We start from the raw sequence: 17,251 nt of genomic DNA on the forward strand, positions 1-17,251 counted from the left end.
TAGTCAGTTGTAGGGGATATAGAGATTTTTTAAGAATCTGAAAAATATCTCTAGTTTTAATGATCAAAAAAATAGTTCAATAGCTACTCGTTTGTCGAGTTGCTCAATAGGGGACTTTGTTCTCTTTTTTCCTTCTCAGATATCTAGAAATACATAAATGCATCATTTCCCACATATCTGCATACACTATTAATTTTTATTTCTTTAATCAATTAATTCTTTTAGAAGTTGTTTTGATTAATTATTTGTCATTTTTTCTAAATTATCGTATTTAATTTTCTTATCTTTTTATTGCGTATTAATTAGACTTATTACTGTAAATTGCTAATACGATGCAATTCATTTAAGGAGAGTGGCTTATGTTGGTTAATACACCCGCCCCAATTGGTATGGGGACTAAGAATGTTTCTTGTTGTGATGTACGCAATACAAAAGTCAATCGTGTTGCTAGCTTGATTACCATGTTTACAAGCTTAGCGCTTATTGGGGGGCTATTTACCCTATTAATTCATTTTGGTGAGGGAGCCCCTGTACGGTTCCTAGCCGCTCTTGGTGTGGCTATAGTTGCTGGACTTTTGCTCATCTGTTTGATGGGATATTATTTGATACGTCATGCTACGAGTTTGAAGTTACTGAACCGTCAAGAGGAAACTCTTAATGAAGTAACAAAAAAAGTGGAAGAATTAGAAACTAAAGTGCAGTCTCATTAACGCTTGTATCCATTCTTAGCGATCATTTTAGGATAGAAGTCTATATCGAGATATCCAGGAGTTATTCTGAATATCCTCGCGTCACTTATACATGAAACTTTTATGTTTCTTGATACGTATGTGTTTTTCATTTTATCCTAGAGGAAGTTGTGAATGGGGTTTCTAACTACACGAGCACGAATTTAAACAGACTTCCTGTTTGTTTTACTGTACGTGGGCCTCAAGGCCATCGCATTGTGAATATTACAGCGATAGCCTTGAGCTTCATTATCTTTGGGGCGCAAGTTGCTATACGTATCGCCTCTCATACAAAATTAGGGTCTCTTCATATTATTTTTGTGACCCTGACTATAATCGTATCTATTTTGCTTGTCTGCGTCGCTGTTTATAACCTTTTTCATCTTTGTGCTTCTATGCGTCAGCATCGATATGAAACAGGAGCATTAAATCGAAGAGTGCATAATTTAGAAGTGGTAGAACGAAATTTAAATAGACGATTACAAGAACAAAGACTCGAATTGGACTGTCTTAGAGAAGAAATTATCTCGCAGTTTAATAGAGCAGAATATAGTGAGGGAAGGTTTAGTGAGGATCTGCATCGCCATGCAACCGATAAAGCAAGTCTAGAACAGCAGTTACAATTGGCGAGAGAAGAAATTAATAACCTATCGCGTGAATTAGAATCTCGATTGGAAGAAGCGAGCATGGAGATAGAACTGCCCTCTAGTGATGACGAGATGGAAGAAGACGCGGACTGGTTTGAAGCTAATAATGTTTTAGGATCTCCAACTCGTCAACAGAATATTGAATATATGATTATGGAAGAAGGTAATGCGGATGATGAGGCAAGTACTTCTTCGGAACATAACTCGTCTAAATAATTCCTTGTATGATAATTTCAAAAAGGCTCCCTACATGAAGTATGGAGCTTTTTTTTATATTCTGGATAAATCAGGATTAAATTGTTGAATTTCTTTATTTTAAGAATAAATAACTTGATATTAAATACATTAGGTGTATTGAATATTTGCAACTTATTCTATTTAGAATCAGTTATTTATTACACTATTATGTTTAGGCGAGCAACTTATGAAACCTTCACTTCCCTTAGGGTTTGCTCATACGCAGCAATTAGCTTCCAGTCGTTATAATATCAATAAACCGGAGATTATTCTCATTACCTCTGTCATTGCAACAATTTTAGGATTGGCTGTGATAGCAGCTAGTATAGCCCTACTTGTTTTATTTGGTGCTCAGGCGTCGGCAGTGTTTAACGGGATTATTGTTGGGGTTATTCTTGGAGTTTTACTTCTCCTTGTTATAGGAGGAGCACATTCCGCGATCATCTTTAGGTTGGCGCGATCCCGTCGAGCAGAGATGTCTATATCTGAGAATACTGTGTTAGATTTTCAAGTGCGATTACAAGATCTACAAAATCGGTTATCTGAAAAAGAAGGCGCTATCTGTAATTTACGGGCGCAATTGGATGAAGAATCTATTAAGATTCAAGATTTATTAAAGGTCAAGCAGGAGGAGTTAGATAGCCTCACACGTAGGTATGCTGCTATGGCTCAGGAAAGCTCAGATTTAGCAGAACTAGTTTCTCGTTTACGTACTGAGTTATTGGAATTGAGAAGGGTCTTAGAAGAGAATAAAGCAAGCTCAGATACGATTATAGATAGATTCCGCATTAATAGTGAGTTGCTTTATTCCGAATCTGTACTTGCACGGCAATCTCAGGAGGCAGAAAAGGTTATTGCTGAAAGCTTGAGAAGCTATTGTGAGCAACTGCAAGCTCAGCTTCGTGAAAAAGCACAAGCCCTTCGTAATAAAGATCAAAAGATTGAGAATTTAACACGGAAAGTATCTGAATTAAAACAGGAGATTTCCGAACTTCAGATATTTATTACTGATAATGTAGCAAATAGAGAACAAAAACGTGATGTTATTGCAGAACTGAATGAAAAACTTACGGCGTTAAAATCTAAGATAGAAAATCTTCAGGGATACATTACCGAGAGTACAAATAGAAATGAAATAGAAATCCCTACGGGAAATATCCTGACAGAAAGAGCAAATGCTTTACATGGAGATATTTCTGATATTCAAGAATTTATAACTAATAATATAATAGTTCGTCCTGACGATGATACTGAAGATCATAACTAAGGCTTTTCTATATTTTTATTGAGAGTATTTGCATGCCATGAACGGTGTAACTTCCCCTATTCATTCTGATCAAATTTTTACAAATAAAGTTTCCATACACCGTTTTGAAAAGTGTTTGCTATCGCACACCACTGCTGTTGCTGTTGGTATTGTTCTGATCCTTGCAAATGTTATTGGTTTGGCTGCTTACGCTTCTTCCTTACCTATATTTTGTTCTATTCTTTTGTTTGCTTCTATTCTTATAGGGATAGTTTTAATTACTGTAGGGGCAAAGTATATTCATACCTATCTTTCTAAAACAGACTTTGTAGATAGCTCTGAAAGGGTAGGCTATCGTATTTCAATGAAGAATTTGCTGTTAGAAGTTCAGCGATTACAAAATACGATTCGTGAACAGGACAGCTATATAAATGAAATAGAAAATGATATTGAGATCATTTTACAGACGCGATTAGAAGATAAGGAAAGCTACATTGAAAAAATTGAGTTATTACAATTTGAAATGGATGAGCAAAACGTAGAATTTGATGAGCATATCAAAAACCTCAATGCTCATATATCTGCTTTAGAAAAAGTAAGAGAAGATTATGAAAATCAACAACAAGAAATGGTAAGTGCTCATTTTGAAAGTAGCCTAGCTTATGAAGAGGAAGTTCAAAAATTATCGAAAAAACTTTACGAGGCTAATGAAAAGATAGAACAACAACGATTGCAAATACAAGAGCTACGCGAAAAACTGCAACAAGCCAAAGAACGCGCTAGACTCATGAATTACGTCCAACTACGTCTTTCTCGAGACTTGCAAGGTGCAAGAAATCTAATAGAGCATCTTCGAGAAGAACTAGCAGAGGCTCCACCAAAACCTAGAAGGCCACGGTCTATGTCAATTTAGATAATTTCTGAGAAAATGCTTCAACAGGCTAGTCTCAAAGGGATTATTTTTCAAATTATTTTTCACAATCTTTTACGTTGTAAGTAACTGCTTATAAAACGGTTGCAATAAAAGAAAGTCAACAGCTTCAATTATCTGCGATTTTTAATATTTAACAGTGAGTTACTTATGAAGACTGTGCCTTTGCACACTCCTAACTCTTCACAGGGAACGTGCATACAACGTAATTGTATTAGTGAGTCGAGGACTCATAAAGTTGCCAATATTATTGCTATTATAGTTGGTATACTTATTTTAGCTGCTGGCTTAGCCTGTTCAGTTCTTTTTGGTGCGGAACTGGGTATGCTCTACACTATGGTAGTCCTAGGGGCTTCTGTGGCTGTGGGTGTTTTACTTTTATCTTTAGGAGCAAGTTGTTTAACTTGTCGTTCTTTAACTTCAAAGACAATCAGAATCGAGAAGAAAGACGAGCCTAAACGTCGCTACATTGATGACGCGCAAATCTCTAACTTAAAACAAAACATTGTTTCTACTTCTGGTGGTATCGAGGAAGCACGTAAGAATTTAGATAAGGTACTTGAAGATTACGAAAAAGCTAAGTCTGAGTACAAAGAGCTAGTTAAGAAGCGAGACGATGCTAATAAAGAAATGGGTGATGCTAGCAAGAAATATGCGAAAGCAAGAACCAAGTTGGGCACTGTTAGTGAAAAGATCAAACAGCAAACTCTTTTAGATGCGGATCTTTCGCGTCGTTCAGGGGTTGCCTCTTCAAAAGGTTGGGATTCTCTTCAAAGAGACGTCACTATTGCTAAGAATGAACTTGAGGCAGCCGAAGCAGCTTATCAAGGAGCCGTATCTGCTTTCGAGGCTGCAAATCTAGCAGTAATTGAGAAAGAGAAATCCTTAGAAGTTCAACTACTCGTCCCAGCATATACGACTTTACAACAGTTATTAACCAAACAAGTTAAAGACTACTCTGTTCTTATTGATTCTCTAGAAGAGAAAATTCTTGAGCTTCAAACACGAATTCTTAACCTTACAAACCAAGAAGTTGAGCTAAGAGCACGAATTCGAGAATTAGAAGCTAAGAATGCAGCTGATGTAGCGGCAAAAGAAGATTTGGAAAAAACCCTTGCGGACCTTCGACAATCAAAAGATGATCTTCAAAAAGAGTTAGAAGCTAAAATTACTCAGCTTGTTCAAGAGAAAATAGAGGTTTCTGAACAATTAAATGATGAGATTAGAAAGCTTAAAGAAGATAGAGCTCGTGGTATTCTTGAAAGTAGAATAGACGAGTTGGAAAAAGAAATTCGTACATGGCGAGAAAATGTGGACTCTAAGAGCAAAGAAATCGAAGAGTTACGTGAAGCATTAAGAAATACTAATGCTAAATCTGAGCAGGAAAGATCTGCATCGCAGGCGGAGATTGAAAAATTACTTGAACAGCTAAGAGAAGCTAATCAAAAGATTCTACAGTTAACCGAGATTAGTAATCAGGTTAACATTGTTAAGGATAAGAATCGGATTCTCCAACAACAGTTAAAAGAAGCCCAAGAGAAAAACAAACAAGATGCCATATTACATCAACAGCATCTAAATAGTTTGAAACAACTTCATGCTCAAGAGAAAGAGGGGATCAAAGCTGAATATGAGAAGAAGATCAACGACTTAAAAGTTAAACACGAAGCTATTGTTAATGAATTGAAACAAGCTCGTGATAGAGATCGGTCTGAGTATGATACTCAGAAGTCGAACTTAGAAAAAGAGCATAAACAAGAAAAATCTGATTACGAAACTAAGATTACGAAGTTGAAATCTGGTTATGAAGTTAAGCTTAGTGATCTGAGGAACTCAAATAGAGAAGAAAAAACTAGATTAGAGACGGATAAGGATGATTTTGAAAGAAAGTATAGCGTTGCTAATAATGACTTGGAACAAAAGAAACAGGAACTAAATACGAAAGAACAGGAAATTGTCAGACTGAAGAATACATTAGTTCTCTATCAAGCTATGGTCGGTTCGTATGAGGAAAAGATTACAAAACTAAAAGCCAGTGAATTGGATAAATTTAAAAAAGATAAAGTAACTTTACAAAATGTAACCGAGGGAGCGATCCATTATTCTAAAGCAGATGTGTCTGGATTCCAGAAGATTCTAACACAAACACAATTGGATGACGCTAATAAACAGATTGTTGAGCTTAAAGAAAAAATAGATAGCCTTGAGGGTGATAAGCGGGGACTAGAAGTAGATCTTAAGAATGCCAGAGATACCAGTGATTTGACTAAAGATCTAATTAAAGCCCAAAAAGAAGCAGAAAAACTCAAAACAACCTGTCAATTGATGATGAGTTCTTTATCTCCTGATGATCAGAAGAAAATTCAAGACATTCTTGATGGTAGAAACTAAATATCCTTTTTAACTTTAATTTAGAGTTTTGCTTTATGCGAAGCTCTATTCTTTTTAGTTATTCCATTCATTTCTGGGTGGAATAACTTCATTTTTTTATCTCACACTCACTTTCAGATTAGCAATAACTCTTCCAATGCTGTTAAGGGTCATTTTTTGATCTAAAACATATATTCATTTTATTTTAATTTAAATTTTTTGATTAAGTCATTGAAGATAAAATAGTTGCAATGAAAGAAGGTTGGAGTTTTTAATTGTTGGGATTTTATTATTTTGATGGTTAATGATTTATGAAGAGCGTGCCTTCATGTAATTCTAATTCTTTAGATATAGTTCATACGCGATCTAATTCTTTTATTGATTCTCGAGCTTATAAAGTGGCCAATCTAGTTGCTATGATTTTTGGTCTGCTTATTTTAGCGGCGGGGATAGCTTGTACTATTATTTTTGGAGTTGAGTTGGGATCGCTTTACACTATGGTGACTTTAGGGGTTTCTATAGCTGTGGGTAGTATACTTTTGACTATAGGAGCCAGTTGCCTAGGTTTTCGTTCTTTATTTAATAAGACACATAGAATAGATAGGACAGCTGAAGATGCGAAAATTGTTAAGTTAAAGCAAGAGATCTTTAAGAGTACTTCTCAAATAGAAGAGGAGGAAAAAAAGTTGCTTAAGTTGTCTGAAGAATACAAGAAGGTACATCTTGAACTCAAGACATTACTTAAGAAGAAAGATCAAGCTTCTAAGAAATTAGAAGAGGTCAATGAAAAATATACAGAGGCACGTGCTGATCTGAATTCCCTGTTAGAAAAGATCCAAAAGGATAGCTCTTCGTCTGGGGGGGGGGGGGGTGACCTTCTTGGGCTTAAAAAAGCCTTAATTACAAGCAAGAAAACACTAGAGAACGCATTTTCTACTTATCAAAAAACACTAGCCACTGTTGAAAATATCAACAAAGATATCCATCAAAAAGAACAATCTTTAGAAAATTTACATTTAGTTTCCTCTTACCAGCATTTCCAATCCCTATTAAAAAAACAAATTTCTTCCTGTTCCTCACTTATCGATATTTTGGAACATAGAGTTTGTGATCTACAGACGCATCTCAGAACAATTCAAGAAGAAGAACTGAAGCTAAAACAACGTCTTCAACAAATTCAATCAGGAGGTTCTGATTTTAGCGATTCTTTTGATAAAGCAGCTATTGAGAAATTAAAGAAAGAAATAGATCTATTAAACCGAGAGAAGAAAGAGTCTCAGAAAGAGCTGCAAGAGAGATTAGAACAGTTACACAAGGGAAAATGGGATACAGATAAGCTAGTCGATGGTGCTAGAGGTCGAATAGATAATCAGGAACTGTGCCACATTGTGATGGAGTTAGAGCAGCAGTTGCACTACACACAATTAGGGATAAAAGATAAAGAAAAGTGCATTCAGGAATTAGAGGAAGAGCTTTCTAATTTACAACGTTTATCGAAGTTAGAACGTGAAAACTTGCAAGATGAAATAAGAAAATTAATGGAATTTTCTGAGATGGATAATCATAAGATGACCGATTTGATAAAGCAGGGACAGAGCTTAATGGTTTTAATGGAGCAAAATTCCATTCTGCGACATAGGTTAGAGCAACTTGAGAAGCGTCGTGTTCAAGAAGAAGCTAATTATGAAAATGGGTTATTGAAGATTCATAGGCTACATGAGGAAGAACAGAATAGATTAGCTCAGGATTATCAAATCCAAATCGATCAGATGAAATTGAATCATAGCCATGATCTACAGCAACTACAAATAAGACAGGAAGAACTCAGAAGAAGATTTGAGAAGGCGGATCAAGAAAAAAACGAACAGATTAATAAGTTAAAATTAGAAATCTCAAAATTACAAAACACATCGATTCTATATAATCGGATGATTGATCGTTATCGAGGGATATTTAAGGAAGAAGCTCCTTCAGATATTTTGGCGGACTTTATCGAAGAAAATGAGAATATTCGAGAGCAAGAACTCAAAAAACATTTTACTAGAGATGAGATACGCAGTCTAGATGTGTCAGCGCAGCTATTACTGGATGATGCGCGGCAACAAATCACCGAACTTGAGGAACAGATAGTAGCCTTAAGAAAAGAGTTAAATGAGCCAAAAAAATCTAAGAAGAAATAATCGCAAGACTCATTGAGAATAACTAAATTTCATTGACAGACAGAGTTCTTTGTCTTCACGAAATCCCGCAACAATCTCGTCCCATTCCAGAGTAAATGTTATTTTTTCATATTATAATTCAAAATGTTTACTTAACGCTCTGAAGATAAAGTAGTTGCAATGAAAGAAGTCAGAAGTTTTTAATTGTTAGGATTTTATTGTTTTAACGGTGAATGAGTTATGCGGAATGTGTCTTCATGCCGCTCTAATGTAGAGTTAACATGTGTGCAGCGTTGTTGTTTCGGTGAATCTCGAGTCCATAAAGTTGCTAATATAGTCGCTATTATCGTAGGACTGCTTATCCTAGCAGCGGGTTTGGTTTGCTCGGTTCTTTTTGGCGCTGAGCTTGGCATGTTCTATACTATGATAGTCTTGGGGACTTCTGTGGCTGTGGGTATTTTACTTTTAACCTCAGGCACCTGTTTAAACTGTCGTGCTTTAGCCTCTAAAACGCGTAAAATAGATGGGAAGGACCTGCCTAAATATGATTCACAGATTTCAAAGATCAAGCAAGAGATAACAGAAACTAAAAAGATTATCGTCAAGGCTGAAGAGGATATTTCTCATCTTTTTGATGAATATAATAAGGTTAAACTTGAGCATAAGAGCTTGGTGGGAAGTAAGAATCAAGCTTCTAAGAAATTAGAAATGGCTAGCAAGAAATGCTCAGAGGCACGTGCTGATCTGAATTCCCTGTTAGAAAAGATCCAGAAGGATAGCTCTTCGTCGGGGGGGGGGGGGGGGTGACCTTTCTGGGCTTAAAAAAGCCTTAATTACTAGTAAGAAGACGTTAGAAGAGGCTGAAAAAGCTTATCAGAAAGCTTTTGCTGTGGTTGAAGATCTCAATAAAAACCTTCATGAAAAAGAAAAGGCCTTAGAGGCGTTAAATTTAGTTTCCTCCTATCAAGACTTCCAGTTTTTATTAAAAAAACAAATTTCTTCTCAATCCCTCATTATCGATCTTTTAGAACAGCTTATAGGTGAATTACAAATACGTCTTTTTAAAATTCAAGAGGAAGAAGAACGATTGCAAAAACGCCTTCAAGGGCTGCAATCAGTAGGTTCTTTTGATAAACAAGCTGTTGAGAAATTAGAAAAAGAAATAGAGAAACTACGTAAAGAAAAAAGTAGTTCAAAAGATGAGTTGAGGATACGTCTCGAGCAGCTTCACAAAGAAACAAAAGAAGCCGGAGAAGTTACTGGGAAAACCAAACTGAATTCTGAGCAGATCCAGTGCATCATAGAAGAGCTGGAGAAGCAGCTAAAAGAAGCTCAAGCAGAAATAGAAAATAAAGAACAGCGTATTCAGGATTTAGAGAAGGAACTTGCCGATCTGAAGAATTTATCTACAGGAGATCAGGAGTCTCTACAGGATGAAATTCATAGATTACGTGAGCTCTCTTCGAAAGATAATCAAAAGATAACCGATTTAGTCGATCAAAGTAAGAGATTAGCAGTTTTGACAGAAAGAAATGCTATTCTTGAACAAAGGTTAGATCAGCTTGAAAGAAGGCGTAAGCAAGAAGCTTTTGTTTACGAGGATAGATTAATAGAGATACGACAAGTTTATCAGGAAGAACTAGAAAAATTAGATGCTCAACATACGTTGGAGATTGAAGAGATAAAATTAAGATATAAAGAAGAAATAGACGGCTTAGAGCGTAGTCTTTGTTTACTTAAAGATGAACTTCGGATGGTTCACGAAGCATTTGATCAGAAAGTAAACGATGAATTAGTTGAGGGTTTAAGATTAAAATTAAAAAAACTTAAAACTACCCTTGTTTTATACGATCACGTGATTGAGCATTATGAAGACCTACTTCAAGTAGAACCTGTATTGTTGGAACAATTTATAAAAGACAAAGCTGTTCTTAAGGAAATTCAACTTGGAAATGAAGTTTATTCTCGAAAGGATATTGTATACTTGGATGCTACATTCGAAGAAGAATTATGTGACGCTCAAAATGAAATTGCGAATCTTAAGCATTATATATTAACTCTAAAGGAAGATCTCAAGAGTTTAACAAATTCTAATCAACTCCAAGAAAAGCTCCAGAAACTTACTGAAGATATGCAAAAATTGCAAGCTTCTTTAAAAGAAACAATGAGCTCCCTAACTCCGGAACAGCAAAAGATGGTTCAAATGATCCTGGATGATATGGATTAAAACACTCTCTACTCATGGGTTTTTTTAATATTCTTAGTCATATAATTAGATGTTTTTCAATTAGAATTATTTAATTAACCTGTTTAAGATAAAGTAGTTGCAACGAAAAAAACGAGACGCTTTTAATTATTAGGATTTTATTATTTTAACGGTGAATATTTTATGAGAAGTGTGCCTTCACGTGATTTTAATCTTATAGATGTAGTTCGTGTGCAGCATTGTTGTTTTAATGAATCTCGAGCCCACAAAGTAGCTAACATAATTGTTATTGTTATCGGTCTACTTATTTTAGCTGCAGGCTTGGTTTGCTCCGTTCTTTTTGGAGCTGAGCTTGGGACTCTTTATACTATGACGACTCTAGGAGTTTCTGTATGCGTAGGTGTTTTACTTTTGACTATAGGTGCTAGTTGTTTGAGTTGTCGTACTTTAGTGTCTAAAACTCGAGCAATGGTCACAAATAGATCAACTAAATATAACTCAGAAATTTCCAAGATCAAACAGGAAATTTCTGAGACAGCTACTTTAATTGATCTAGAGGAAAAGAAATTACTGAAGTTAATTGAAGAGTACAATAAGAACAAATTTGAGCATGCGAGATTGCTTAGCGATAAGAATCAAGCTTCTAAAGAATTAGAAATAGCCAGTAAGAAATGCTCAGAGGCGCGTACTGATCTGAATTCTCTATTAGAAAAGCTGCAGAAGGATAGCTCTTCGTCTGGGGGGGGGGGGGGTGACCTTTCTGGGCTTAAAAAAGCCTTAACTGTTAGTAAGAAGACGTTAGAAGAGGCTGAAAAAGCTTATCAGAAAGCGTTAGCTATTGTTGAAGATTTCAATAAAGAAATCGATCAAAAAGAAAAATTCTTAGATTCTCTGAATCTGATTTCTACATACCAGACTTTTCAATTTCTCTTAAAAAAATACATATCTTTATCAGACTCTCTTGCAGGTATGTTGGAACAGCTCGTGAGTGAGTTGCAAAAACATCTTCAAGAGCTGAAATCGGGAGGTTCTTCTGATAGACAGACTATTGAGAGATTAGAAAAGGAAATAGAAGAACTACATAAAGAAAGAACTAGTTCAAGAGATAAGTTAAGAATTCGTATCGAACAGCTGCATAAGGGAACTCAAAATTCGGATAAATCTATCAGCGAAGCTAAAGATTATCTGAATAACGAGCAAATTCAATGTATTTTAGAAGAATTAGAGGGGCAGCTAAATGATGCTCGCTTAGAGGTGGAAAATAAGGAACAGCGTATTCAGGAGTTAGAAAAGGAACTTGCTGATTTGAAGAATTTATCCACTGGAGACCAGGAGTCTCTACAGGAAGAAATTAATAGATTGCGTCAGTTTTTATCGGATGACGATTATAAAAATGCTGATATGACAAATCAGATTAAGCAGTTAGCAATTTTAACTGAGCAAAATTCTATTCTTCAACAAAAGTTAGAACGGGAGGAGATAAAGCGTAGAGAAGAAAGAGAGAATTTTGAAAATAATTTATGTATAGTCAAAGAAGTAAATCTCAATAAAGTAGACCTGATAACTGCTAAGTATGAAAGTAGGATTAAGAACATACAATCTGAACACGATTGCTTCAAAATAAACACTAAAATAGAGCTCAAAAAGCAATCTGAGACAATTAGAAAAATGGAAAGAGAACTTGTAAAATCAAGAAAAACTCTAATGCTTTTCAATCAGCTGCTAAATGATTACGATAATAAACTTGTTGCGGCAGTTAATTGTGGGGCGATTCCTTCTAGCATGTTAGATGGATACATTACACGTAGAGAGTCCCTTGCTAAACAATTGGAATCCGAAAATTGTTACAGTGAGGATTATGTTAATCAAATGGAAGACCCAACTGAGCGACAATTAGATGCTGTTGATTGGACAATTCTTCATCTTGAAGCCGAGATAGAGGAATTACAGAAAAGACTTGGGGGTATAAAGGAATCAGAAGAAAGAAATGAGAAACTAGAAAAACTTGTTGAAAAGGCAAAGAAACTGGAAATCTGTTTGCAGATGATGATGCAGGCATTACCTGAGGAAAAGGAAAATATTTCAATAGATTCTTAAGCCATTTTTATAATAAATTTTTAGAATTACACCTGTCATTTTGGAGCAATTCTTTCATAATCTTCCAAACGTATTTACACTTATTTTAATAATATCCCGCAATTATTCAGATTATTTTTTAAAAAATATATCTAGAAGTATTCTTATTTCCTAATTCTATAATTTAATTTTTTCCATAAGTTGTTCCAGAAACTAAATGGAACAACTTTGCCTTCCAAAACCTTCTTAAACTTGATCATTTACGTATCTCACGACGATTTCTTTGCCTGTTTTTAAAAATTATTTACCTAAAAACTTCTCATTTTCCCATGACAACTCTCTATGTTTCTTAAACTATTGCATATAAAACGGTTGCAATAAAAGAAAGAGGAGAGCTTCAATTGTTTGCGATTTTAATATTTTAACTATGAGTATTTTATGAAGTGCGTACCTTCATGTTGTGTACTTAACTTAGAAAAAAAAGACGCGCAATGTTGTGATGTTAGTGAGTCAAGAGCTCGTAAAGTTGCTAACATTATTTCTATTCTCCTCGGTGTACTTATTTTATCAGCGGGTATAGTAGGTGTCGTGCTTTTTGGAGCTGAGCTGGGTATGATGTATTCCATCTTGGTTATAGGCTTATCTGTAGCTGTTGGTTTCCTGTTGCTAACTGTTGGAGCTAGCTGCTTAACTTGCAGAGCTCTTATTTCTAAAGCTCGTGCTAGTGGATTTGTTCCCGTAAAGAAATATATCGACGAGGAAAAAGTTCTTAAGTTGAAGCAAAACATATCAGAAAATAAAGCTGTTGTTGCTTCTGCTGAGGATAATTTAAATTCTATCGTAAGCAAGTATCAGAAAGCTCAAGATGAGCATAAGAAGTTACTAACTCAAAAAACTGAAGCAAAATCAAAATTAGAAAATGCAAATCAAGAAATGGTTCGCGCGAAGAATAATTTCGAAAGCGCTAGTGAGAAGTTCCAAAAACAGATTGAGTTAATCTCTTCATCGGGGGGGGGGGGGCACTCCTAGTTCTAAAGAAAAATCATTAAATGATCTACAACAAGAAGTAGTTAAAGCCAAACAAGAATTAGCAAATAAAACTACTGCCTATCAAGAAGCGCAAGCGCGCTATAACACCATTCTTCAACAAATCGAAGATATTTTCACCTTAGTTGATGTTCAATTAGTCCTTCCAGCTTGTAATAAGTTGCAAGAAGCCCTATGTGCTTTAGTAACGAGTAGTTCTAGTTTGATCGATGTCCTTGAAGCCCGCATTATTGGTATGCAAACAGAAATGATGCAAAAAACCAATAGAATTTTGGAATTAGAACGTAAAGTTCAAGAGTTGGAATCTAAAGGCCAATCTCATGATGGACTGGTTAAGGAATTAAATACTCAGATAAATAGCCTCAGAAAAGAAAAAGTTGTTTTAGAAGAAGCTCAAGAAAAGAAAATACGTGAATTGCTTAAAGAAAAAGAAAAGCAAATCAACACACTAACTACATCGATTAAAAAACTCCAAAATGAGAAAACTCGTGGTGTTTTAGAAACTAAAATGTCTGAGCTTGAAAGAGAGCTTCAAAAAGAGAAAACTCGTTTAGAGGAAAAAGAGAAAGAGCTATCAGCTCTTCAGAAGAAGATGGACGAGCAAATAACCGAGCTTCAAAAAAAATTAGATCAGCAAAGCGAAGCTTCAACATCTGAGCGTGAGATACTCATCCAAGAACAAACTAGACTTAGAAAAGAATTGAGTGAGGCTCGTGAAAAAGTTGCTAAGCTTACAAAAGAAGTCGGAATTACTCGAGCTTTAGAAGAGAAAAATAAAAATCTTACAACATTGCTGCAACAAGAGAAGAAAGAGCGTACTGCAGAACAAGAACAACAGAAAACTCTTTTAAATACTCTACAACAAGAACTTAATCAAAATAAGCTGAAAATTTCCTCATATATAACTAGAGATCAGGAACAGCAAAAGAGCATCCAAGAGAAAGAAGCTGAACTTGCAAAATTGAAGTTTACGTTGAGTCTTTATGAGCGTATGGTTTCGGATATTGAGAAGAAATTAGAGAAGAAAAAATCTAAAGAACTTTCTAGTTATTTAGAAGCTAAAGAAAAACTCTCTAGTTTAACTGGTGGCACTGTTCATTATACAAGAGTCCAGGTTGGAGATATTACAAACACAGAATTGTATAAAAAGATCAGTGATCAAGAAACAGAAATAGGTGGCTTGAAAGACACTATAATACAAAAAGAAAATCAACATCGTGAAGAAATTGCAGTTTTGAAGGAAGCTCACCGAGTTGAAATAGCCAAGTTGCGAGCAGAATTAGAAGAACAGATAAGCAATTATAAAGAACAGATTCAGGACTATAAGGCTAAGGTTCATGAATTAAAAGCTAAAGTAACAGCTACAAGACAAGATCTAACTGCAAGCATAGAAACTACTCAGTTACAAGCTAAGGTAATCATCGAAAAAGATGAGGAAATCAAAGCGTTAAGAGAGCAAGTAGTTCAATTAACAAAAGACGCAGCGAAAAGCGGTGCTGTTGTTGAGACTATGTCTTTAGCTTTAAATCCTAAACAAAGATCTACTCTATTGGCTATCTCTGGTAAGGATGATGATGAATAGCTCTTATTAAGTCATTAACCCAAGATTTTCTTTCTTAGAAAATCTTAATCACTCAAGTTGCTTCATCTGGTTAGGAGGTGAAGCAACACTTGTTTTAATCAAAAATTATATTCTTGAATAGATTATAAAATTAAGCTTGAGAGCCTTTGGGATTAAATTTCTTGATAAAGTTATTCTCTAAGTGAAAACGATTTTTTTTGTGAGTATATAGCTTGCAGACACTCTTTAGGAGTTACTATGTTTTCTGTCATAGTATTGAGAAGTTGCTGACAGGCATATTTTTGTTTTTCTTTAGCTGTAGGGTTTGCGAGGATATCAATTGCCGCTGCCACTTCTTCTGGAGTGAAGTCGTGTTTGCCACCTATGAATTCTGGAAAGATGATAGATCCTGTAATGATGTTTGGCAGGGAATACGCGGGAATAAGAATCTTAAAGATATACTTTGCTAAGAAGGTATCAAAAGGCCCTAGAAGGCAGGTAACAATCGTTGGGGTTTGATTTAATGCAGTCTCAAGAACAATAGTCCCACACTTTGCCAAAGCACAATCACAATCTCTCATGAGTTGATAACGGAATTCTGAGGGGACGATTTTGCTATTACGACAACCTTCTTTTTCTAGAAGCTCTAGCATTTTCTTGTCATATTTAGGATTACAAGAAGACACAAGCAATTGATGTGATTGTGCTAATGATGAGGATAAAAATGCTTGAGCTTGTATTTGTAAATTTCTAAAGATATCCCCTGGTCGACTACCTGGAAATACTGCAATACTGGGTTGGTCAGAAATTTCTAACTTTTGTTTCCATGAGTTGCAATATTGGAAATTAGAGACGGTTTTTACTAAAGGATGCCCTAGATAGAGAGTTTTTAAAGGAGAGTTTTTAAAAATCTCCTTCTCAAAGGGAAGTATTAGCAAAAGAGTGTCGAGATATTTTTCTAAGACTTTCTTTCTTTTAGGCCTCCATGCCCAAATACTTGGACAAACGTAATGAACAATTTTCCCTTTATATCCACATTTTCTTAACTTTTTAATTAGGAAGAAATGGAAATCAGGAAAATCTATGCAAAAAACGGTTTCAGGATTTTCTTTAAGAATAGCTTTATAGAGTTTTCTGTATTTCTTAAATAAGCTGAAAATAGCACTAAAAACTTCTAAAAATCCTGATACCTGAAACTCTTCCATACGAATAAGAGGTTCGAGTCCTTCCTTACGCATTAAAGGTCCTCCAACACCGAAACAACGTATATCAGGGTTCAGAGCTTTGACATTACGAAGAAGATCACTTCCTAAGGTATCCCCGCTGGGCTCTCCTGCGGATAAGAAGCAGCTATGGTTATGAAATTCTGATAAGCGTGATTTCTTATACATAATACGTAAATTTGCCAGTGAGGGAAGTAGACCACAGCCGTAGCTGAGGATATTTACAGGATCTCCGGTACGTATGAAATATATGAATGCTAAGAAACCTCCAATGAAACCTACCTGCCAAAATAATGCTGGTAAAGTAGATTGGTTATTCATTTCCAAATGGCACCATTGGATAAAAAACCTTGAGGAAAAGGTAAATAACCCTAAACAGCCAACAATATGCCAGTAAATATTTGGTGGAGGCAAAGGAAGATGAAAGATATTAGGAGAGGCCATCCACTCCATATGGGGATGGTAATATGCCTCCAGTACGAATGGTAGTGTTGTAAAAAATAAGGTTAAAGCAAGAATTACTAATGTTGTTCTTAATGAAAGCTTGCGAGAGGAAGCAATATTGAGATTTCTGAAATAGATAATAAGATTTGCCCCATGAAGTAAAGCTATGGGAAATTGGCTTTGGATAAAACCGTGAGCGATCATCATAATCGCTCCTATAGAGGATAAAATCCAAAAAGCCTTGGGGACATAGGCTTTCTTTCGTCTTTCACTTAAAAACCACTGGATGGTAAACGCACTACCAAAAAATAAGTTGGCGATCAATCCTATAGGATACAGTACATGAACCAGATAAAGAGGAAACATGGCTAATTTA

Annotated in this window: 12 protein-coding genes; 11 read left to right on the forward strand and 1 reads right to left on the reverse strand. The window is 35.4% G+C overall.

Annotation, left to right across the window (positions count from 1 at the left end):
- Positions 1–359: 359 nt before the first annotated feature.
- From O1W70_RS04055 to O1W70_RS04105, 11 genes are all read left to right on the forward strand, one after another.
- The gene (locus O1W70_RS04055) at positions 360–710 is read left to right on the forward strand and encodes a hypothetical protein (RefSeq protein ID WP_332381136.1); all 351 of its coding nucleotides are present in this window, start codon (positions 360–362) and stop codon (positions 708–710) included.
- 149 nt (positions 711–859) lie between these two features.
- Positions 860–1,591, forward strand: coding sequence for a hypothetical protein (locus O1W70_RS04060; protein ID WP_332381137.1), 732 nt, complete (start codon positions 860–862; stop codon positions 1,589–1,591).
- A gap of 208 nt (positions 1,592–1,799) precedes the next feature.
- Complete coding sequence (locus O1W70_RS04065; protein WP_332381139.1) at positions 1,800–2,879, forward strand: IncA family protein; 1,080 nt, start codon at positions 1,800–1,802, stop codon at positions 2,877–2,879.
- A 37-nt stretch (positions 2,880–2,916) separates the two neighbouring features.
- A complete protein-coding gene (locus O1W70_RS04070) occupies positions 2,917–3,771 on the forward strand; it encodes a hypothetical protein (protein ID WP_375797196.1) in 855 nt (284 codons plus the stop codon).
- A 168-nt stretch (positions 3,772–3,939) separates the two neighbouring features.
- Complete coding sequence (locus tag O1W70_RS04075) at positions 3,940–6,180, forward strand: hypothetical protein (protein WP_375797197.1); 2,241 nt, start codon at positions 3,940–3,942, stop codon at positions 6,178–6,180.
- A gap of 290 nt (positions 6,181–6,470) precedes the next feature.
- On the forward strand, positions 6,471–8,339 hold the full coding sequence (locus tag O1W70_RS04080) for a hypothetical protein (RefSeq protein WP_375797198.1): 1,869 nt from the start codon (positions 6,471–6,473) through the stop codon (positions 8,337–8,339).
- 219 nt (positions 8,340–8,558) lie between these two features.
- Entirely contained in the window at positions 8,559–9,125 is a 567-nt protein-coding gene (locus O1W70_RS04085) for a hypothetical protein (protein WP_375797199.1), read from the forward strand.
- Positions 9,126–9,207: 82 nt separating this feature from the next.
- Positions 9,208–10,545, forward strand: coding sequence for a hypothetical protein (locus tag O1W70_RS04090; RefSeq protein ID WP_375797200.1), 1,338 nt, complete (start codon positions 9,208–9,210; stop codon positions 10,543–10,545).
- Between the two features lie 162 nt (positions 10,546–10,707).
- Entirely contained in the window at positions 10,708–12,621 is a 1,914-nt protein-coding gene (locus O1W70_RS04095) for a hypothetical protein (protein ID WP_375797201.1), read from the forward strand.
- A gap of 417 nt (positions 12,622–13,038) precedes the next feature.
- Entirely contained in the window at positions 13,039–13,629 is a 591-nt protein-coding gene (locus O1W70_RS04100; protein WP_375797202.1) for a coiled-coil domain-containing protein, read from the forward strand.
- Between the two features lie 178 nt (positions 13,630–13,807).
- Complete coding sequence (locus tag O1W70_RS04105; protein ID WP_375797203.1) at positions 13,808–15,229, forward strand: hypothetical protein; 1,422 nt, start codon at positions 13,808–13,810, stop codon at positions 15,227–15,229.
- A gap of 170 nt (positions 15,230–15,399) precedes the next feature.
- Here O1W70_RS04105 and lpxB read toward each other — a convergent pair whose 3' ends face one another.
- A complete protein-coding gene (gene lpxB, locus O1W70_RS04110; protein WP_375797204.1) occupies positions 15,400–17,241 on the reverse strand; it encodes a lipid-A-disaccharide synthase in 1,842 nt (613 codons plus the stop codon).
- Positions 17,242–17,251 lie beyond the last annotated feature (10 nt).

The sequence above is a fragment of the Chlamydia sp. 16-02 genome (assembly GCF_042235055.1).
In the GTDB taxonomy this organism is placed as follows: Bacteria; Chlamydiota; Chlamydiia; order Chlamydiales; family Chlamydiaceae; genus Chlamydia.